A 19,613-nucleotide genomic window follows, 5' to 3' on the forward strand; every position below is an offset into this window, starting at 1 on the left:
CCCTAATTCTTAGGCCTCGCTTAAAATGCTCGCAAAGGCTTCCTCAACAGCATGTGAAAAAGCTTCGCCATAATTCGAGTTGCCTTCAATATTGTATACTAATCCTTCTAATTCATCTCGGAAATTTGTCAGAACAGCTTGTTGAGTTCCCCACGATAAGATAGGGTCTTCATCTGAAGCTAATACTTCGACGAGTTGAGGCCACACGTCTTCGTCAAATAATACATAGCTATAGCCTTCACCATCATCCATTAAATAAATGAATGTCATATTATCTGAATCTGTAATCATTTGTCCAGCTGGAGTCAGCTGTCCTTGTGGCAATGTGTTTAAGTTAAAGTGTACAACTGAGTTTTCTGTTGCTGCAGACGCAGCCTTTAATAAATTACGCAAATGCCTATCTTCCCTTCCATGAATATCCTAATTTATTTTACCATATTCTAAAGGCCTTTTTCACAAGAAAGAGTGGGTTTTGGCATTTTCCAAATTTGAAAAAGAACGTATAATTAATTTTTAACGAGAGGATGATGTGAAATGTCAAAGGAATTAGAAATTGAATTTAAAAATATGCTAACAAAAGAGGAATTTGAAGCATTGAAAAACGCTTTTCAATTAACAAAGGAAAATTTTCATACACAGGCTAATCATTATTTTGATACGGCAGATTTTGCCTTACGCAATCAAAAATGTGGCTTGCGTATTCGTGAGGTGGCAGACCGCTTTGAATGTACATTAAAAGAGCCTGCTGGTGGTATCGGCTTATTAGAGACTACCGACTTATTAGCTGAAGCTCACGTCCGTGCAGTGCTAGCGGGTAATGCCGTCATCGATGCAAAAGAAGTGCATGAACGACTTGCAGAACGTAGTGTGAATGAAGAAAATTTACAACTTCTAGGTACACTTTCAACAACTCGTGCCGAAATAAACTATAAAGGTGGGTTACTCGTACTCGATCACTCAATTTATGCTGATACAGAAGATTATGAGCTTGAGTATGAAGTAATCGATGAAGCAGCTGGTAAAGTAATTTTTACCGAGCTGCTAAAAGAATACGGCATTGCAACACGTCACGCACAAAAGAAAGTTGCGCGCTTCGTCGGTGCAATGAATCGAAAGAGAGGGATTTAATCTTTGGACGTTTCTGCCATTCAATCACTGATTCAAGCTCAGGCCCTGCAATCAGTTGGTAGTGCTTACGGAAGTTCATCTGACACGTCATCAACGAATACAACGGACTTTTCTGCACTCCTTAGCCAGGCGCTTGGAACAACTTCATCACGCAATACATCACAGTCACTTGGGCTAACAAGTAGCCTTAGTAATACTGCATCACAAACAGGCGATGTTACTACCGCATTAACGCAATTATTATCAGCAGCAAATCATTTCGCAACGACCGCACAGCAGTCCGGCATTGATTTATCGTCACTTGCTAACGTGCTAGGCTCAACCGCTGCACTGTATAACGGCTCAACCGCTGCCTATACACCTGCTAGCGTTCAAGCCACAGCTACGAATTCTGTAGCTACACAAGCAACGACACCGTCAACGACCGATTCCGTTGCATCAACATCTACAGGCCCTACAACGCAATACGATGCTATCATTCAAAAGGCTTCCCTTACATACGGAATTCCTGAGAAAATGATTAAAGCGGTTATTAAACAAGAGTCGAATTTCAATACAAACGCGACAAGCTCTGTTGGCGCAGCAGGTCTAATGCAATTAATGCCCGCGACAGCACAGTATCTTGGCGTAACGAATACACGTGATGCAGAACAAAACATTATGGCTGGCACAAAATACTTAAAACAAATGTATGATAAATTTGGTAGCTATGAGCTGATGCTCGCTGGCTACAATGCCGGCCCGGGTAATGTTTCAAAGTATGGTGGTATTCCTCCATTCAATGAAACACAAAACTACGTCTCAAAAATCATGACAAATTACAACGCTTAAAAACGAAGGAAAAGCTACCTTATCGGTTCTTTTCCTTCGTTTTTTCTTATTTTCCATCAACAAGCAATTGTCTATGTTTTATAGAAAATACCATTTGTTTGAGAAATTATGTACCTGTTGATAAAATAGAATTACAGCTAAAGCAAAGGAGCATCCCATATGATTCAAAAACCGATTATTCCATATGAGGAGATTGGTGCCGAAAAGCTTTCGGATTTAATCGATTCTTTTTATTCGAAAGTAGCGAAAAATCCAAAGCTAAAGCCAATATTCCCTGATGATTTAACAGAAACTGCCCGCAAGCAAAAACAATTTCAAACACAATACTTAGGTGGGCCTAATATATATACTGAAGAACACGGACATCCAATGATGCGCGCACGTCACATGAATTTCGAAATTACACCTGAACGCGCACAGGCATGGCTTGAATGCATGTATGAGGCAATGGACGAGGTAGGTTTAGACGGTAAATTCCGCGAAATCTACTACAAGCGTCTTGTTTTAACTGCACACCATATGATCAACGCTGAGGATCCAAACGAGGAGGTATAAATCGTGGCAAATGTACAATTTGTGACTGAGCAAGTAGCACCATCAACTACTTCCTTTAATAAACCAATCGAACTTTATGTATTTGTGGACTTATTACATCCTGGCAGCTGGCACTTACAATCGACAATCCGTCGCTTACAAGTGCGCTACGGTCATTATTTTACACTCCGTTTTATTTTAAGCACGGAGCTTGCATCGTTGAATACTGCTTGCCAACAACTTAATAGCTCTCCATCAGATTCTGACTTAATCGATGTTTCACATCCTGTCTTGCCGTCAATTGCTGTGAAAGCAGCCGAATTACAAGGAAAAAAAGCAGGCTATCGTTTCTTAATGAAACTACAGGAATATGCGATGATCAATGCAAAAAATGTCTGCTCTTGTTCCACATTAAATGAAATTGCTGAACAATGTCGTTTAGATATGATGGAGTTTAAGTCCGACTTCCGTTCGATGGAAGCAACACGCGCATTCCAAAGTGATTTATGTGTGACGCGTGAAATGGAAGTAAATGAAGTGCCTAGTTTTGTCTTTTTCAATGAAAATATTGAAGATGAAGGATTAAAAGTATCTGGCTCTTATGACTTTGAAGTGTATGAGCATATTTTAGAGGAAATGGTGGACGAACAATTAATTCCAACGAATCCTCCAGAACTAGAAATTTTATTTAAACAGTATCAAACATTATCTACTGAAGAAGTAGCAGCGATTTATAATATTCCTGAAAAACTGGCTGAGCGCGAACTAAAAAAACGTATGCTACAGCAAAAGATTTCACGCCTTGCCTGTGATAGTATGTCACTGTGGCAACTCAAATAAAAAACCTCGAGAGACAAAGCTCTCGAGGTTTTTTTATATTTTATAGCGATTTTTTACTAAAAAATAAAATGAGTGACTCTACGAGAGACACTCATTTTCACAAAGGGGATGGGAGAAATGTTCACGTTCAAACAAAGGGGTGTATGTTTGTTGTGATTTATTTCACGTCTATTACTTTAGCATGGAATCCTTGTTATAGCAACGTTTTTAAGGCATGTTCATAATTCAGACACAAAGAAACCGTTTACATTACATGGACATTATCCAATCATTACTGCTATAAATCATTCATATTTAATATAAGAGGAAGTTATACATAAAATTGTCAATAAGTTAATTTTCACAATTTTCCTGTTCTTTATTTTAACTAATTTTCATAGGACTTAAATCGTCACACTGTTATATTCCCCTGTGTTATTTTTATTAAACACCTTAGCTAGATTTCTGCTAATTTAAATGAATGGATAGCGAGTAAACAATAAGCTTCGGCATAACTTCATGCTATTTCATGTGTTTTCTCACCAAAAAACACGTGCCACCTAAAAAAGTTAGCACGTGTTTTCGTTACGTTAGGAAACGATTATTTTAGTAATAATTTTTCTAATTCTGCTAAACGTTCTTCAAATAAATCAAATGCTGCTTGAATTGGCGCTGCTGATTCCATATCAACACCTGCTGCACGTAAAACATTAATTGGCGTATCTGAGCAACCTGCTTTTAAGAAGTTATTAATATAACGCTCGACAGCTGGTTGACCTTCTTCAAGAATTTGTTTACTAAGAGCAATTGCCGCAGATTTACCAGTCGCATATTGGTAAACATAGTAGTTGTAATAGAAGTGAGGGATTCGTGCCCATTCGCGGCCGATTTCTTCGTCTACTACCATATCGTCACCGAAGTATTGTTTATTTAATTCATAATAAACCGTTGTCATCGATTCAGCTGTTAGCGCTTCTCCGCGTGCATCCATTTCATGAATAACATGCTCAAACTCCGCAAACATTGCTTGGCGAATAATCGTGCTACGAACGCCTTCTAACCAGTGATTTAATACATAAATGCGAAGTTTTTCATCTTCCACTGTTTGTAGTAAATACTCTGTTAATAATTCTTCGTTACATGTAGAGGCAACTTCTGCTACGAAGATGGAATAATCACCATAGACGAATGGTTGATTATTACGTGTGAAGTAGCTATGCACACTATGCCCAAACTCATGCACTAATGTGTAAAGATTGTCCAAGTTGTTTTGCCAGTTCATTAAAATATAAGGGTTTGTGCCGTATGTGCCTGAAGAATAAGCCCCGCTACGTTTCCCTTTTGTTTCAACTACGTCAACCCAGCGATCTTCTAATGCTTTCTTTAAGATGGCTGTATATTCCTCACCCATTGTACCAAGTGCCTTCACCATTGTTTGTGTCGCATCTTCATACGTAAGCTCAAATTTTGCTTCCTTCACAAGTGGTGTGTAAATATCCCACATATGCAGCTCATCGACGTCTAAAACTTTTTTGCGCAGGCCGATGTATTTATGAAGAAGCGGTAAGTTTTTGTGTACGGTATCTAACAATTGATCATACACTTTTTCAGGAATTTGGTTGTTGCTAAGCGCTGAATGACGTGCAGAATCATATTTACGAATACGTGCAGAGACATTATGACGCTTCACGTTCCCTGTTAATGTTGTCGCAAATGTATTTAAAAATTTGCCATATGTTTCGTACATTGCACGGAAGCCACGTTCGCGTGTTGCGCGGTCATCACTATCAAGGAATTGAATGTAGTTGCCATGCGTTAATTGTACTTTCTCACCGTTTTCATCTTCAATTACCGGGAACTCTAAATCGGCATTATTTAACATACCAAATGTATTGGCAGAAGCACCTGTTACTTCACTCATTTGTGCAAGTAACGCTTCTTGCTCCGCTGGTAAAACATGCGGACGCTGTGCTTTTAATTCATCAAGTTCTACTTTATATAAACGAAGCGCTTCATTTTCTGCTAAGTAGCCATCTACTACCGACTCGTCTAATGCTAAAATTTCAGGTGTTAAATATGCGATGCTTGTTGACGCTTTCGCTAATAATGTTTTACCGCGGCTATCCATCGCTTGGTAGAAGCTATTTGTTGTATCTTGATCGTAACGCATATGAGAATACGCATATAGGCGGCTTAATCGTGCATATAGTTCATCGCGGTAGTTAAATGCCGCAAGCATTGCCTCTGCACCGTCTTTTAATGTACCTTGAAAGTCGCTCGCTTTGTCACTTAATGCTTCAACTTCTTTATACTCTGCATCCCACGCATCATCCGTCGCAAAAATATCTTCAAGACGCCATGTTTTTTCAACCGGCACCTCGTCACGCGTAGGAATTTTCTTCGTTTCTGTCATAATAAAAGCCCTCCTATTATTTCGCATTCCTAAATAAATTTAGTTAGCTATATTTTCTCAATTATACCCCTTAAATGCAATGAATTGACTATACAACAGCTCATTTTGTGATACTTTTCGTGTATATAGCTGTTGAAGGAACTGCTCATAGGCTTCTACTTTTACTCTAGATATGTCATGCTGAACCAAAAAAGCATCAACGCCTTGTGGAAAATAATCGTAATAATAAATGATTTGCCAGTCGATAGCAGGCTGCACTTCAACATCAAAATCTGTTGGGACCCCGATTGCCTCTGGGAGCGCAAGCAAAGCAAGACGGCGTTCATAAACAAAACGTAGTAACATATCCTGCGTACCTCTACGATAACGCATATAATGCTGAATTAATTTACGCCGCTGCTCATACCATAGCTGCATAAACAGCTCAAATTCATCCCGTGTCAGCAGTCGCGGCGTGCGAAATGGCCACGTCTGATGTTGCTTTGGCAAAACGGTAATTTTGACCAAAAATTGTGTCGCAGTCATACTAATAAGCGCACTATAATAAATGAATTGTTCAGTATTGGGATTATAAGTGAGTAAGGTGTCATTGTGGCGATATTTTTGAATATCGTGGGATAAGGAGACGATGGCTAAGCCGTTTTCCTTTGATGGACTATAAGGTAGCCAAAGTGGCGTGAGATTGATAGAGGCATAGCCGGCGTTGCGCTCTAAAAAGCGTTCATGCGTCAATCGACTATATTGGAATTCAATTGCTGTGCGCTCATATAAAATGTCTGGACGCTGTTGGATTTGTGGAAGATAGGCTTCTAATTGCGGGGCACCAAGTTGTGAAAAGAAATCATACAGTTGCTGCTTGCCCGCAATATGCGTGGTCGTCTCATTTTCTGAAAAATAATGACTGCAGGCACTTTGCTTGTGATGAGCGAAATGAGGGGTGTTTTTCGTACCGATTTTAAGTTGTAGTGCTTGATGACATGCGGGGCAATAATAATGTTGTGTTTTACGTGCTTGTCGTAACTGCTCGCGATTCATTGTCGTATCTAGTATGATGAATTGTCGTTTTTCATCATAGGCAACTAACATAAGCATCACCTCTTCATAATTGTAAAAAATTGGTTCTTGAAATGCAATAAAAAAAGAAGCCTTAGGACTGTAATTTGTCCAAAGCTTCTTTTTTATTAGAAATATTTACGCACCGTATTAAAGGCATCTGCTGCAATAATAACGTTCGCATATTCTTCTAGTACATGGATAGTCGTATTCGCTTCTTTCGCGCACTCTGTTACGACGCTTAAGAAGTCTAAACGATCATCCTTGTCCCCTTCTTCATCGAAGTGGATATATAGATAATATTTGCCGTCTTGTTCAAATAACCGATTGTCGACGTCCTCTGTGTGCTCTAAGCGCTCAGATAGATGAATTAAATCATCGAAATCTTTTAATTCAAACACAAACTCAAATGTTGAATCGCCAAAATTTTCTTCCAAGAAGTTATCTAGCTCTTTTGCATTTTGTTGATCTAAATCAAACAAGCCTGGTAAGCCAGGTGGTAATTTTCCTGGGCCAAATGGTAAGTCTTCTAAGCCCTCTTGTGTAAGCTTCGCTGTTGTGACTGTCAGCTCAAGGCCGATTTCCTTTGCCACAACTTGAATCCAAAGTGGGCCATCAATTTCAAATTGATCTTCTTCACTAATCTCATCCATCATAACCCAAAAGAGTTCCTCACCTTTATCGCGGTTATACCAGATTTCATCCTTCGTAAAACCTCGCTCTTCAATGTCTGTATAAGAAATGAAAAGTTTCAGTGTGTTTTCGTTAATACGTTCAATATCCATATTACACAACTCCTTTCGGTTACTTCTATAAGAAGATGTTGCATCAAATATCTGCTTTCGAAGTATAGCTACTACTATTGTAATTCCTTTTCCTTAAAAAAGAAAAGAAAAAGTTTCAAAGCACCTTTTAAAGAAAAAGCAGCTAGGAGCTGTTTCTCCTAGCTGCATGTTTAAATACGCTTAGTTGACCATTTTTTGTGCTTCTTGTAATTGATAAGCACGTACTTTACGAGGTAAGAAACGACGAATTTCATCTTCGTTATAGCCAACTTGTAAACGTTTTTCATCTAAAATAATCGGACGACGTAATAGTCCTGGATTTTCTTGAATTAATTCGTACAGTTTATTTAGAGGCAATGTTTCTAAATCAACATTTAATTTTTGGAAGATTTTTGAGCGCGTTGAAATGATTTCATCGGTGCCATCTTCTGTCATACGTAAAATCTCTTTGATTTCACTAATGCTTAGTGGTTCTGCGAAAATATTACGTTCTGTATATGGAATTTCATGTTCTTCTAACCATGCTTTTGCTTTACGACATGAAGTACAACTTGGTGATGTAAATAATGTTACCATCATGTTCAAACACATCCTTTCAAAATGTGTAACCGAATTATTAAATTAGAATGACTCTAATAAAGAGGTCTAACTTCATTATACAACAACTTCATTACTTTGAATATAGGATATTTTAAATTATTTTATAATCATTTTCTAAAGCTACATTTTAGTAAAAAAAGTTTCTTTTTACCATTTTTTAGTTGGAATAAAAATAATCTACCTTACTAATGTTCCCTAGTTAGTAAGCCTTTAAACCTAATTTTAAAGATTCTTCATTCTCAATTAGATTACTATCAATGAAAATAAGTAATTTATTTTACTCTTTCTATTATACGTTTAGACCATCATTTTGGTTTCATTTTTCTTATTGTACCGAATGAATTTAAAAAATTAATCCGTCAAAGGACTGAACTATCTACATGTTGTAATTTAAAAAAAGCTGTATTATAATGGCTCTACAGCACAACGCTGACATATGAAGACGAAGACGAAGAGTAGTATATATAATGAGCATACCTAGAGAGTCTGTGGTTGGTGTAAACAGATTATGCATTGTATAGAATGGACTTCCGAGTTAACTTAGTGAAATGAATAAGTACCTAAGTTCGTTCCTCGCGTTAAGAGGTAGAGTGGTCGATTTATCGACAAGCTTGGGTGGTACCGCGGATTTTAAACATCATTCGTCCCTATTGATAGGGAGCATGATGTTTTTTTATTTTGAGGAGGAAACCACAATGGCAAAACGTATTTTTTCAGGTGTACAACCAACAGGCGTCATCACATTAGGTAACTATATTGGCGCAATCAAACAATTCCCAGAGCTTCAAGATCAGGGCGATGCAATCTACTGTATCGTCGACCAACATGCAATTACGATTCAACAAGACCCGAAAGAGCTTCGTTCAAACATTCGTAGCTTAGCAGCAATGTATATTGCTGTTGGTATTGATCCAGAGAAATCGATTTTATTCATCCAATCAGAAGTTCCAGCACATGCGCAAGCCGGCTGGATGCTACAATGTGTTACTTCTATTGGTGAATTAGAGCGCATGACACAATTTAAAGATAAATCAGCAAAAGCCGCTGGTACAAACGAAACTGTTTTAGCAGCACTTTTAACATACCCACCATTAATGGCTGGCGATATTCTTCTATATAATACAGACATCGTACCAGTCGGTGATGATCAAAAACAACATATCGAATTAACACGCGATATAGCGGAACGATTCAACAAACGTTATAAAAAAACATTCAAAATTCCCGATATCGCATTATCTAAAGCAGGCCGTCGTATTAAATCATTACAAGACCCTACGAAGAAAATGTCTAAATCAGATGCGAATGCAAAAGCGACAATTCGTTTATTAGATACACCAAAACAAATCGAGAAGAAAATTAAATCAGCTGTAACAGATTCTGAAGGTATCGTACGCTATGACAAAGAAAATAAACCAGGCGTATCAAACTTAATCGATATCGAAGCAGCATTAACAAATAGCTCAACAGAAGACGTTGTCGCTAAATATGACGGTAAAGGCTACGGTGATTTTAAAGCCGGCGTCGCACAAGTGGTCATCGATCATTTAGCACCGATTCAAGCGCGTTACAATGAATTAATCGATTCAGAAGAATTAGATCGTATTTTAGATGAAGGCGCTGAAAAAGCCAATGCCATCGCAAATGCAACGATCCAACGAATGGAAGATGCTATGGGCTTAGGCCGCGGCAGCCGTCACTAATAGACCATTCAAAAGAGGCTACGAAAATTTCGTAGCCTTTTTTTTACGCAAAAAAACTCGTCACCAAGAGATGACGAGTTGATAATAAGAAGTCGCTTACGCTTCGTATTTTTTAAATAATAATGTGGCATTATGTCCACCAAAACCAAATGAATTGCTTAGTGCATAGTCTACGTTCATTTCACGCGCTTCGTTTGGCACGTAATCAAGATCGCATTCTTCCGCTTGGTTCACAAGGTTAATTGTTGGAGGCACGATGCTTTCTTTAATGGCTAATGCAGAGAAAATGGCTTCAATACCGCCAGCTGCGCCAAGCATATGACCTGTCATTGATTTTGTTGAGCTAACCGCTAATTTTTTCGCGTGGTCACCAAAGACATTGTTAATCGCTAATGTTTCAAGCATATCATTATAATATGTACTTGTACCATGTGCGTTAATATAATCAACTGCTGAAGGCTCAACGCCTGCATCTTTCAATGCTTGTTGCATTGAACGCATTGCGCCACTACCATCTTGTGCAGGTGCTGTAATATGGTAAGCATCCCCTGATGCACCGTAACCAACAACTTCTGCATAAATTTTTGCACCACGTGCCAGCGCATGTTCAAGCTCTTCAAGGACAACGACACCTGCACCCTCTGCGATAACGAAGCCATCGCGGTCTTTATCAAATGGACGGCTTGCTGTTTGTGGGTCCGGATTTGTCGATAACGCTGTATTTGAGCAGAAGCCCGCAACCGCTAGTTCGGTAATTGGCGCTTCTGTACCACCTGTAATCATCGCAACAGCATCACCACGCTGGATAACTTTGAAGGCATCACCAATGGAGTTAGTCCCTGTTGCACAAGCAGTTACAGTACATGTGTTAATGCCTTTCGCACCTAGTAAAATCGATACTTGTCCTGCTGCCATATCCGGAATCATCATTGGTACGAAGAATGGACTCACACGACGTGGCCCTTTTTCAGTTAGGTTTTTGTATTGTTGTTCGAATGTTTCCATACCGCCAATACCTGAGCCTAGCCATACGCCGATATCTGCTGCATTATCATCATTGATTTCAAGTGCTGCATCGTCTACTGCTTCTTTTGCTGCGGCAATCGCATAATGTGTAAAGCGGTCCATTTTACGCGCATCTTTTTTTGAAATATATTGTTCAATATCAAAATCTTTTACTTGTGCCGCTACTTTTGCGTTAAATTTATCTGCATCAATACGTGTAAGTGGTCCCACACCTGATTGACCATTTTTCACTGCATTCCAGCTATCTGCTACATTATTACCTACCGGTGTAATTGCACCCATTCCTGTAATTACTACGCGCTTCTTCGTCATTTCGTTCCCCACTTTCATATTATTTCCCCCATCTTAGTGCGATTGCGCCCCATGTTAGGCCGCCACCGAAACCTACTAAAACAAGTAAATCATCGTCTTTAATTTTACCATTTTCTAATTCTTCAACTAAAGCATTACCAATGGAAGCCGCTGATGTATTCCCATATTTCGCAATAACAGATGACATTTTTTCTTCTGGTAAGCCAAGGCGTTCACGTGCTGAGTTCATAATGCGAATATTCGCTTGGTGTGGAATTAATAAATCAACATCTTCTTTTTGTAAGCCTGCTTGCTCAACAACCTTTAGTGCAGATTCACCCATTTGACGTACTGCAAACTTGAAGACTTCGCGACCATTCATAATGATATGCTTATTTTCATCTTCATATAAATATTTACCGCCAGCACCTTTTGCGCCTAAATCAAATGATAAAATCCCGCGGCCTTCTGATACTTTGCCCATTACAGCAGCACAAGCACCATCACCGAATAAGACAGCTGTATTACGGTCTGACCAGTCTGTGATTTTTGATAGTTTCTCCACACCTATCACTAACACATAATCATATGTATTTGTTGCGATAAATTGTTGTGCTGTGATAGCCCCATACATGAAACCAGCACATGCCGCTGAAATATCCATTGCTGCTGCATTTGTGGCACCCAATTTATCTTGTAACATACATGCCACAGATGGGAAAGGCTGATCTGGCGTTACCGTCGCAACTAAAATCAAGCCAATTTGCTCTGGAGAAATCCCCGCATGGTCAATTGCTTGTTTTGCTGCCTCGTAGGCCATATCTGACGTATCCACATCATCGCCCGCAATACGGCGTTCTTCAATGCCTGTACGTGTACGAATCCATTCATCATTTGTATCAACGATTTTTTCTAAGTCAAAGTTCGTCACGACTTTTTCTGGTACATAACGCCCTACACCAATAAACCCTGCGTTCATAACGTAACCACCTTTATAATCAAATATTAGTATCTGGTCATAATTATAGATAATAAGACTAAAAATTGCAACTATAGAAATACGAACAATGGAAAATCGCCTTTATTTATTCAAAAACAGTATTTCAATGCTTAATGTAGTTATGGTATGATAAGACAGATAGAATAGTAACTTAGAGGTGAAAACAAAATCATGAGATACATTTTCTTAGTAATCTGGTCAGTCATCTTAGTATCTGTATTGAACTACGTAGTTAGCGCAATCAACCAAGGTACTCCAGACTGGAACCAAGGCTTAATCATGTCATTAGTATTCGCTGTATTATTAATCATCATTGATGCCGTAATTCCAAGCGAATCGCCAAAAGCAATCGGTCGCGAAGACCACTAATCAGAAGTCTCGACATTTGTCGAGGCTTTTTACTTTTAAAAAGGACGGACCCGCCATCATAGCGAATCCGTCCTTTTTTATTGTCGTAGCGCTAATGCCACATCTGGCGCATCGGTCATAATGGTATCGACGCCTAACGCGAGAAATTCTTCGATCTGTGCGGCATCATTGACCGTCCAGACACGTAATGTTGGCAATAAATCTTGCCATTGTTCTTGATATTTTAATACGAGCTTTTTACTAATATGGAGCGCATCCAATTGGAAATGGCGCTTATAATCAGATAGAAGCGCAATGTCATCCTCGATTAGCCAGGCAATTTTTGCGGCTGGTGCTATGTCACGAATGCGTAAAATTGTCGGCAAATGAAACGATGAGTAAATGACGTGTGGCGTCTTTAGCTCATCAACTAATGCCAGTACCTTCTGTTCAATGCCATCATATGCGTAAACATTTGTTTTCAGCTCAATATTCACGATTACTTGCGGATACTTTTGATGAAGCGTTAAGACTTGTCGAAGCGTCGGAATGCGCTCCGCCTCCCATGTGCCGTCATAATTTTTATGCTCACGGAAAGCCGCGGCTGCACGAAATTTTTTAAGTTCCGCATACGTATAATCAATCACTTCTCCGTCTACCCCAGTCGTTCGCTTCAGCGATTCATCATGAATGGCGACTAACTCACCATCACGCGTCATATGAACATCAAGTTCAATGCCATCGACCCCTAACTCAAATGCCTTTTGAAAACTTAATAATGTGTTTTCTGGATACATCGCGCGAAATCCACGATGGGCAAAAATTTTCGTCATCGTCTCCCCCCTTTTTTCATTTAGTGTAGCACGAAAAAAAGAGAACTGTATGCTTTTACAGTTCTCTCAATAGATTATTGTGCTACATTGTCAACGCGAATATTCGCTTCACCGTTATCCAAGTAAACCGTTAATGTTGCACCAGGTAATGTATCGCCGCGTAACAATTCACGTGCGACAACCGTTTCAACATGACGTTGGATAAAGCGACGTAATGGACGTGCACCAAATGCTGGGTCCACCCCTTCACTCGCAATCCAATCTAACACTTCTGGCTCAATCACTAGATTTATTTCTTGAGAAGCTAAACGTTTACGTAATGAATTCAAATATTTGTCAGCAATTTTCACAAAATGCTCACCTGATAATGAATGGAACATCACGATATCATCCAGACGGTTTAATAGCTCTGGTTTGAAATGACGTTTCAATTCAGCCATCACTAAGTCTTCAGTTGCGTGTTCATTTGAATCATTCATTTCAAGTAAATAATGTGAGCCTAAGTTCGATGTCATAATAACCACTGTATTTGTGAAGTTGACCGTACGTCCCTGACCATCTGTAATGCGGCCATCATCTAAAATTTGTAGTAAAATGTTAGCCACATCTGGATGAGCTTTTTCGATTTCATCAAGTAACACAACCGCATATGGATTGCGACGAATTTGCTCAGTTAATTGACCGCCTTCTTCATAGCCGATATAGCCTGGAGGTGCTCCGACTAAACGAGAAACGCTATGTTTTTCCATGTATTCACTCATATCAATACGGACAAAATGATCCTCTGAATCGAATAATTGCTCAGCTAATGCTTTCGCAAGCTCTGTTTTACCGACACCTGTTGGACCTAAGAAGAGGAATGAGCCAATTGGTTTATTCGGATCTTGGATGCCTGCACGTGCACGCCATACTGCTTCTGTTACTAACTTCACTGCATCATCTTGCCCAACGACACGTTTGTGTAACGTATCGCCAAGTGCGAGTAATTTTTCGCGTTCACTTTGAAGCATTTTCGTTACCGGTACACCTGTCCAGCGCGATACAATGGCCGCGATTTCATCTGATGTCACGTCTTCACGAAGTAAGCGTGTGTCGCCTGTTTCTGTTAATTTTTGCTCTAATTCTTCTAATTCTTTTTTCAATTGTGGAATTTCACCATGACGCAATACAGCGGCTTTATTTAAATCATACTCTGATTCCGCTTTTTCAAGTTCATTCCGTTTTTGGTCTAAAAGCTCACGTTTCGCCTGAATTTCTTGCAAGGCATGTTTTTCGTTGTCCCACTGAGTTTTCATTGACGCAGAAGAATCTTTTAATTGCTGTAATTCCTCACGTAAATTTTTCAAGCGTTTTTCAGAAGCCGCATCCGTTTCTTTCATTAATGCTTGCTCTTCAATTTCAAGCTGCATTTGACGACGTGTCACTTCATCTAGCTCTTGTGGCATCGAATCGATTTCCGTACGAATCATCGCACATGCCTCGTCAATTAAATCAATCGCTTTATCGGGTAAGAAGCGCTCTGTTAAATAGCGATTTGATAATTCAGCAGCTGCTACGATGGCACGGTCATGAATTTTCACCGCATGATGGAGTTCAAAGCGTTCTTTTAAGCCACGTAAAATTGAAATCGTATCTTCAACAGATGGCTCGCGTACAAGCACTTGTTGGAAGCGACGTTCAAGTGCTGGGTCTTTTTCAATATTTGTACGGTACTCATCTAGCGTTGTTGCACCGATACAGTGAAGTTCACCACGTGCGAGCATTGGTTTTAGCATATTACCAGCATCCATTGAACCCTCTGTTTTACCGGCGCCAACAATCGTATGGATTTCATCAATGAATAAAATGATGCGTCCTTCCGCTTCCTTCACTTGTTTTAACACGCCTTGTAAACGTTCCTCAAATTGACCACGGTAGCTCGCACCCGCAATTAATGCGCTCATATCAAGCTCATAAATTTCATGGTCTTTTAAGCCTTCCGGTACGTCACCTTTCACAATACGCTGTGCAAGACCTTCGACGATGGCTGTTTTACCAACACCAGGCTCGCCAATTAATACGGGGTTATTTTTCGTTTTACGAGAAAGGATACGGATGACATTACGAATTTCTTCGTCTCGGCCAATGACCGGATCTAGCTTCCCTTCTTTAACCGTTTCATTTAAGTTACGTCCATATGTTTCTAACGGATTTTTATCTTGTTCATTATTCATTTTCATTTGCATATCGAGTCCCACTCCTTCATCGGATGTAGTTCGTCAAAGAATAGTTTGACCTTCTTTGACCTTTTGATTAATTTCATTATAGTCTCGTTTGCTCCATAATTCAACTGATATGTTTGACCTTTTTTGACTTTTTCTTTCTGTCTTATTCTACGGCTTTGCAGGCATTTGGTTTCACTTTTCTATTCCCTATTTTGCGAGGAATTGTATGAACTTTTTTCAAAACAAAAAAGGCTCGGCCATTGCCGAACCTCATTGATTATTTAATCGTATTAAATTTCTTGTTTTTCAATTCTAATACGACATCGCAAGCATTTGCGATGTCACGCTCATGCGTAATGACGATAACGCATTTTTGCTGTTCATGTGCGAGCTCTGCAAATAGCTTAATGATTTCTTGTGAGTTTTGCTCATCTAAGTTCCCTGTTGGTTCATCAGCTACAACGAGCTGTGCGTCACAGCACATCGCACGAACGATTGCAACGCGCTGCTGCTGACCACCTGACAGATGCTGTACATTTTTCTTCGCCATGTCTTCTGTAATACCGACACGCGCTAGCATTTCAAGCGCATAGGTTTTGCGGTCTTTACGCTGTGAATTGGTAATTTCAAGTGCTGCTAAAATATTATCCACCGCAGACATATACGGCAATAAGTTGTATGACTGAAAAACGATTGAGACATATTTATTACGATAAGCCGTTAAACCAATTTTTTTCATCGATTTGCCGTCGTATAAAATATCCCCTTTCTTCGGAACATCAAGGCCAGCGATGAGTGATAAGAACGTTGTTTTACCAGAGCCTGATGAGCCGAGTATGCCATATAATTTGCCGCTATCAAACGTTAAATTGATGTCGTCATAGAGCACATCATTTTTAGATTGATACCAATAATTAACGTCTTTTACTTCTAACATATTCGATTCCTCCTATGAGATTAAAATTTTCTTTGGTTTCATACGCATGATGCTAATTGAGGCAATGATGACAGCAAGGAAACTAATGCCTAAGCCAAAGCCACCAAGCTCGATTAATTCCTTCATTGATAATGTAATATCTAAATCACTAATTTGCTCCTGTACATCAGCAGCTTGTGGCATATTGCCGCCCATTGTAGGACCACCTTGGCCACCGCCACTTGGCATCCCTGATGGAGCTCCGCCACCTTGACCGCCACCCATTCCAGGGCCGCCTTGTGCATTTGAAGCGGTATCCGTTGTTTGTGTCGTCGTTTGCTGTTCAATCAATTGCTTACCGACAGCGTTGCCGACAAACTGACCGCTCACACCCGCTACTACTAGCGCAATAACAAGTACAAAGACAAGCTCTGTAAAGAACTGTGCGATGATTTTACTGCGTTTTTCACCTAGAGACATGAGGACACCAATTTCATATTTACGTTCACGAATGGTTAGCATCACGATTAACGCTAGGATAACGGTACCGGCTACTGCTACTAAAATGACAATTTTATTCGCGAAGCTTTTCACGTTATCAAGCGGCTGCACCATTTGTTGATACACTTGGTCATTTGTTGTTAATGCATACGTATCTGTATCTAAGCCCGTTGCTTCTGCTGCTTTCACAAAGTCATCCATTTTTTCTGGATCTGTTACGTTAAAGACAACGGAATCTGCCGTATTTTTATAGTCGCTACCTTTGACTTTATTCGCAAATGTGTATGATGTATAAATCGTGTTGTACGGATTTAATGACGCCATTTGCATACTACGTGAGTCTGTTGCTTCGGTTGATTTATAAATACCGACAACGCTTAATTTATACGTTTTGTCGTCACCTTTAACTTTAATTGTATCGCCAACAGCAATATCATTCGCTTCTGCTAGATTTGTTTCAATGACGGCTTTATTGGAGTCTGCATCGGCTTCTGTAATGCCTACACCATCAATGATTTCCGCTGTGCCACCTGTAAACGATGAGGCCTTTGCTGTTGCATTTGTACCTGAGATTGAAATATCACCTTGTGATGCCATCTCAGGCATTTGCATACCACCTGGGCCACCTTGTTGCTCAGTGTCGCTATCATCAGATGAATCTTCTGATGAAATAGCATCAAATGATTTTGCGTTCACAGTCGTTGTTGATGACAATGAATACGACGACAAGTTATCGAGTGCGGTAATTTTTTCAACATCATCTAAATCGATTGGTGTAATGCTGAAGCTACTAGGGTCTGGTCGCTCACCATCACGAGTATTCTCCTGCATCTCCTTCATCGCATTTTCCATATTGGCTGAAAGGGTTACTGTAGCCCCCATACTTTTCTTAGCGTTTTCTGCGGCTGTAAGTGAGGCGCTTTGAATCGTCAAACCCGCAAGAATGAAAATTAAAATAGCTGAGAATACAAATGTCAGTAGTAGTGAACGACCGACTTTTGCTTTTGTGCTATAAAAAGCACGTTTTAAAAAGTTCATATTATTTCCTCCTATAAGTAAAATGTATGACCATTGAGTGATTAAAATGGCTCGTGCTGTTGTTTACATTTGTTAGTATAGGAAGGTTGTGCGTCAGAAATATGTCAGCATTTAATTTTTTCCAAAATAAAAAAAGAAGCCACCCTTATGTGACTTCTTTTAAAAATTACTTTTCTATAATAGGTTTGCTTCTTTTTTTAATAAGGAAACAAGTTCCGTTGCAGACAGTACACGAATAGCTGAAAAATTCTTGCCAGCCCACATCGCTAATAAATCTGGACGATCTAATTCGCCCGCTTTTTTTCGTAGCGGCTGTGTCACATAATGTAGCTCCGGATACGCTTGCGGGGCATCATTGTAGCGCAGCATAAAGTCATTTTCTAACCCGCGTGCTAAGCGCCCGGTATAGGCGCGCGTCAATGCTGTCGTCGTAAAATACCCATCTAATAATGCCTTAATATGCGTTGGCTTCGTTCCGCTCTCCGGACAGCATAGAAAAGCGGTACCAAGCTGCGCAGCACGTGCTCCGGCATCTAGTACTTCGCGAATACTAGCACCATCCATCATGCCACCTGCTGCAATCACCGGAATATCAATAGCCGCCACCACATCTTTTACAAGCTGCACAAGCGGTGGTGTTTCTACTGGGTCTCTATCGTCAAAAGCCGCACGATGACCACCCGCTTCAATTCCTTGCACACATACCTCATCTACACCGAGCTTTTCGGCTTGCTGTGCCTCTTCTACTGAGGTAACCGTTTGAACCGTTTGAATGCCGGCTTCTTTTAATTGCAACACGTGCGCTGGTGTCGGCATATTAAACGTGAAACTTACGACCGGCACTTTTTCCTCTAGCATAAGCTGAAATTTTGCTGACCACTCATCATCTGAATAGGTATAGTCCCCAATTGTTGTATCAATTAACTCTGCTTCAATTGCGAGTTTTTCACAATAATTTTTCGTGAGCGCTGTTTGTCCATTCGGCTGTGCTGGCACGAATAAATTGACGCCAAAATAATCCGTTCCAAGTGCTCGTAACGAATGAATTTCCTCCTTTAGCGCAGCAACCGTTTTATAGCCGCCTGCTAAATAACCAAATCCACCGGCCTGTGCAACTGCATGTACGAGCGCAGGTGTCGCATTGCCACCCGCCATTGGTGCTTGAATAATTTCATACATTCTATTCCCCCCTATCTGCTTTAAGCATACCCTATTTTTCGGCATAAAAAAAAGAGGTGGGCTAAGCCCGACCTCTTATAAATTAGCGTACACCTAATGCCATTTTTGCGTAACGTGACATATGTTCCTTAGACCAAGGTGGATTCCATACGATATTTACGTCTACATCTTTTACTTCAGGAAGTTCGAAAAGCGCTGTACGAATTTGATCAACGATAACAGGACCTAATGGGCAGCCCATTGATGTCAGTGTCATCGTAATCATCGCAGTGCCTTCGTCATTCATATCAACATCATATACTAAACCAAGGTTAACGATGTCGATACCTAGTTCAGGGTCGATGACATTTTCTAGTGCACCTAGAATGCTATCTTTTAAATCTGCTTCAATTGCCATGAGAACGTAACTCC

The 19,613-nt window shown here is 39.9% G+C and carries 19 protein-coding genes and 1 other annotated feature; of the genes, 6 read left to right on the plus strand and 13 right to left on the minus strand.

Annotation, left to right across the window (positions count from 1 at the left end; all coding sequences use genetic code 11):
* Positions 1-9 precede the first annotated feature (9 nt).
* Positions 10-393: a hypothetical protein gene (locus QI30_RS11435; RefSeq protein WP_020189252.1), complete on the minus strand. Its 384-nt coding sequence runs from the start codon at positions 391-393 to the stop codon at positions 10-12.
* Between the two features lie 141 nt (positions 394-534).
* Between QI30_RS11435 and QI30_RS11440 the strand changes: the two genes are divergently transcribed.
* From QI30_RS11440 to QI30_RS11455, 4 genes are all read left to right on the plus strand, one after another.
* A complete protein-coding gene (locus QI30_RS11440) occupies positions 535-1,128 on the plus strand; it encodes a CYTH domain-containing protein (RefSeq protein WP_126990855.1) in 594 nt (197 codons plus the stop codon).
* A 3-nt stretch (positions 1,129-1,131) separates the two neighbouring features.
* Positions 1,132-1,959, plus strand: coding sequence for a lytic transglycosylase domain-containing protein (locus QI30_RS21175; RefSeq protein WP_199754669.1), 828 nt, complete (start codon positions 1,132-1,134; stop codon positions 1,957-1,959).
* 159 nt (positions 1,960-2,118) lie between these two features.
* Positions 2,119-2,514 (plus strand): globin, encoded by a 396-nt coding sequence (locus tag QI30_RS11450; protein WP_020189249.1) that lies wholly within the window; start codon positions 2,119-2,121, stop codon positions 2,512-2,514.
* A 3-nt stretch (positions 2,515-2,517) separates the two neighbouring features.
* Positions 2,518-3,333, plus strand: a complete 816-nt coding sequence (locus QI30_RS11455) for a DsbA family protein (protein ID WP_020189248.1) — start codon at positions 2,518-2,520, stop codon at positions 3,331-3,333.
* A 580-nt stretch (positions 3,334-3,913) separates the two neighbouring features.
* Here the strand turns inward: QI30_RS11455 and pepF are convergent.
* The 4 genes from pepF to spxA all read right to left on the minus strand — a co-directional run bounded on the left by pepF (position 3,914) and on the right by spxA (position 8,139).
* Positions 3,914-5,728, minus strand: coding sequence for an oligoendopeptidase F (gene pepF, locus QI30_RS11460; protein ID WP_126991041.1), 1,815 nt, complete (start codon positions 5,726-5,728; stop codon positions 3,914-3,916).
* 54 nt (positions 5,729-5,782) lie between these two features.
* Positions 5,783-6,811 (minus strand): competence protein CoiA, encoded by a 1,029-nt coding sequence (locus QI30_RS11465; protein ID WP_158621029.1) that lies wholly within the window; start codon positions 6,809-6,811, stop codon positions 5,783-5,785.
* Between the two features lie 95 nt (positions 6,812-6,906).
* The gene (gene mecA, locus QI30_RS11470) at positions 6,907-7,563 is read right to left on the minus strand and encodes an adaptor protein MecA (RefSeq protein WP_020189245.1); all 657 of its coding nucleotides are present in this window, start codon (positions 7,561-7,563) and stop codon (positions 6,907-6,909) included.
* A gap of 180 nt (positions 7,564-7,743) precedes the next feature.
* Positions 7,744-8,139, minus strand: coding sequence for a transcriptional regulator SpxA (gene spxA, locus QI30_RS11475; RefSeq protein WP_044527252.1), 396 nt, complete (start codon positions 8,137-8,139; stop codon positions 7,744-7,746).
* Positions 8,140-8,599: 460 nt separating this feature from the next.
* Positions 8,600-8,815: a binding site (T-box leader), on the plus strand.
* A gap of 43 nt (positions 8,816-8,858) precedes the next feature.
* Here spxA and trpS point away from each other — a divergent pair.
* Positions 8,859-9,866, plus strand: coding sequence for a tryptophan--tRNA ligase (gene trpS / locus QI30_RS11480; RefSeq protein ID WP_020189243.1), 1,008 nt, complete (start codon positions 8,859-8,861; stop codon positions 9,864-9,866).
* A 96-nt stretch (positions 9,867-9,962) separates the two neighbouring features.
* Here trpS and fabF read toward each other — a convergent pair whose 3' ends face one another.
* On the minus strand, positions 9,963-11,204 hold the full coding sequence (gene fabF / locus QI30_RS11485; RefSeq protein ID WP_044527251.1) for a beta-ketoacyl-ACP synthase II: 1,242 nt from the start codon (positions 11,202-11,204) through the stop codon (positions 9,963-9,965).
* Positions 11,205-11,223: 19 nt separating this feature from the next.
* On the minus strand, positions 11,224-12,162 hold the full coding sequence (locus QI30_RS11490; protein WP_020189241.1) for a beta-ketoacyl-ACP synthase III: 939 nt from the start codon (positions 12,160-12,162) through the stop codon (positions 11,224-11,226).
* 192 nt (positions 12,163-12,354) lie between these two features.
* Between QI30_RS11490 and QI30_RS11495 the strand changes: the two genes are divergently transcribed.
* Positions 12,355-12,552 carry a YjzD family protein gene (locus tag QI30_RS11495; RefSeq protein ID WP_020189240.1) on the plus strand — a complete coding sequence of 66 codons (198 nt, stop codon included), beginning with the start codon at positions 12,355-12,357 and terminating at the stop codon, positions 12,550-12,552.
* A gap of 77 nt (positions 12,553-12,629) precedes the next feature.
* Here the strand turns inward: QI30_RS11495 and QI30_RS11500 are convergent, their stop codons facing one another.
* The 6 genes from QI30_RS11500 to QI30_RS11525 form a co-directional block, all read right to left on the minus strand.
* Positions 12,630-13,364 carry a glycerophosphodiester phosphodiesterase family protein gene (locus QI30_RS11500; protein WP_126990857.1) on the minus strand — a complete coding sequence of 245 codons (735 nt, stop codon included), beginning with the start codon at positions 13,362-13,364 and terminating at the stop codon, positions 12,630-12,632.
* Positions 13,365-13,438: 74 nt separating this feature from the next.
* Positions 13,439-15,589 carry an ATP-dependent Clp protease ATP-binding subunit gene (locus tag QI30_RS11505; RefSeq protein WP_126990858.1) on the minus strand — a complete coding sequence of 717 codons (2,151 nt, stop codon included), beginning with the start codon at positions 15,587-15,589 and terminating at the stop codon, positions 13,439-13,441.
* A 256-nt stretch (positions 15,590-15,845) separates the two neighbouring features.
* Positions 15,846-16,505, minus strand: a complete 660-nt coding sequence (locus QI30_RS11510) for an ABC transporter ATP-binding protein (RefSeq protein WP_126990859.1) — start codon at positions 16,503-16,505, stop codon at positions 15,846-15,848.
* A gap of 12 nt (positions 16,506-16,517) precedes the next feature.
* Positions 16,518-18,023, minus strand: a complete 1,506-nt coding sequence (locus QI30_RS11515; protein WP_126990860.1) for an ABC transporter permease — start codon at positions 18,021-18,023, stop codon at positions 16,518-16,520.
* Positions 18,024-18,197: 174 nt separating this feature from the next.
* Complete coding sequence (locus QI30_RS11520) at positions 18,198-19,202, minus strand: NAD(P)H-dependent flavin oxidoreductase (protein WP_126990861.1); 1,005 nt, start codon at positions 19,200-19,202, stop codon at positions 18,198-18,200.
* Positions 19,203-19,284: 82 nt separating this feature from the next.
* Entirely contained in the window at positions 19,285-19,599 is a 315-nt protein-coding gene (locus QI30_RS11525) for a metal-sulfur cluster assembly factor (protein ID WP_126990862.1), read from the minus strand.
* Between the last annotated feature and the right edge of the window lie 14 nt (positions 19,600-19,613).

Source organism: Candidatus Kurthia intestinigallinarum, from assembly GCF_003991225.1.
Lineage (GTDB): Bacteria > Bacillota > Bacilli > Bacillales_A > Planococcaceae > Kurthia > Kurthia populi.

What these genes read in the sequence shown, in the direction of transcription:
- QI30_RS11440 (WP_126990855.1), top strand. Translation starts at nt 535, where the DNA reads ATGTCAAAGGAATTAGAAATTGAATTTAAAAATATGCTAACAAAAGAG.
- QI30_RS11450 (WP_020189249.1), top strand. Translation starts at nt 2,119, where the DNA reads ATGATTCAAAAACCGATTATTCCATATGAGGAGATTGGTGCCGAAAAG.
- QI30_RS11465 (WP_158621029.1), bottom strand. Translation starts at nt 6,811, where the DNA reads ATGTTAGTTGCCTATGATGAAAAACGACAATTCATCATACTAGATACG.
- mecA (WP_020189245.1), bottom strand. Translation starts at nt 7,563, where the DNA reads ATGGATATTGAACGTATTAACGAAAACACACTGAAACTTTTCATTTCT.
- spxA (WP_044527252.1), bottom strand. Translation starts at nt 8,139, where the DNA reads ATGGTAACATTATTTACATCACCAAGTTGTACTTCATGTCGTAAAGCA.
- trpS (WP_020189243.1), top strand. Translation starts at nt 8,859, where the DNA reads ATGGCAAAACGTATTTTTTCAGGTGTACAACCAACAGGCGTCATCACA.
- fabF (WP_044527251.1), bottom strand. Translation starts at nt 11,204, where the DNA reads ATGACGAAGAAGCGCGTAGTAATTACAGGAATGGGTGCAATTACACCG.
- QI30_RS11490 (WP_020189241.1), bottom strand. Translation starts at nt 12,162, where the DNA reads ATGAACGCAGGGTTTATTGGTGTAGGGCGTTATGTACCAGAAAAAGTC.
- QI30_RS11495 (WP_020189240.1), top strand. Translation starts at nt 12,355, where the DNA reads ATGAGATACATTTTCTTAGTAATCTGGTCAGTCATCTTAGTATCTGTA.
- QI30_RS11500 (WP_126990857.1), bottom strand. Translation starts at nt 13,364, where the DNA reads ATGACGAAAATTTTTGCCCATCGTGGATTTCGCGCGATGTATCCAGAA.
- QI30_RS11505 (WP_126990858.1), bottom strand. Translation starts at nt 15,589, where the DNA reads ATGCAAATGAAAATGAATAATGAACAAGATAAAAATCCGTTAGAAACA.
- QI30_RS11510 (WP_126990859.1), bottom strand. Translation starts at nt 16,505, where the DNA reads ATGTTAGAAGTAAAAGACGTTAATTATTGGTATCAATCTAAAAATGAT.
- QI30_RS11515 (WP_126990860.1), bottom strand. Translation starts at nt 18,023, where the DNA reads ATGAACTTTTTAAAACGTGCTTTTTATAGCACAAAAGCAAAAGTCGGT.
- QI30_RS11520 (WP_126990861.1), bottom strand. Translation starts at nt 19,202, where the DNA reads ATGTATGAAATTATTCAAGCACCAATGGCGGGTGGCAATGCGACACCT.
- QI30_RS11525 (WP_126990862.1), bottom strand. Translation starts at nt 19,599, where the DNA reads ATGGCAATTGAAGCAGATTTAAAAGATAGCATTCTAGGTGCACTAGAA.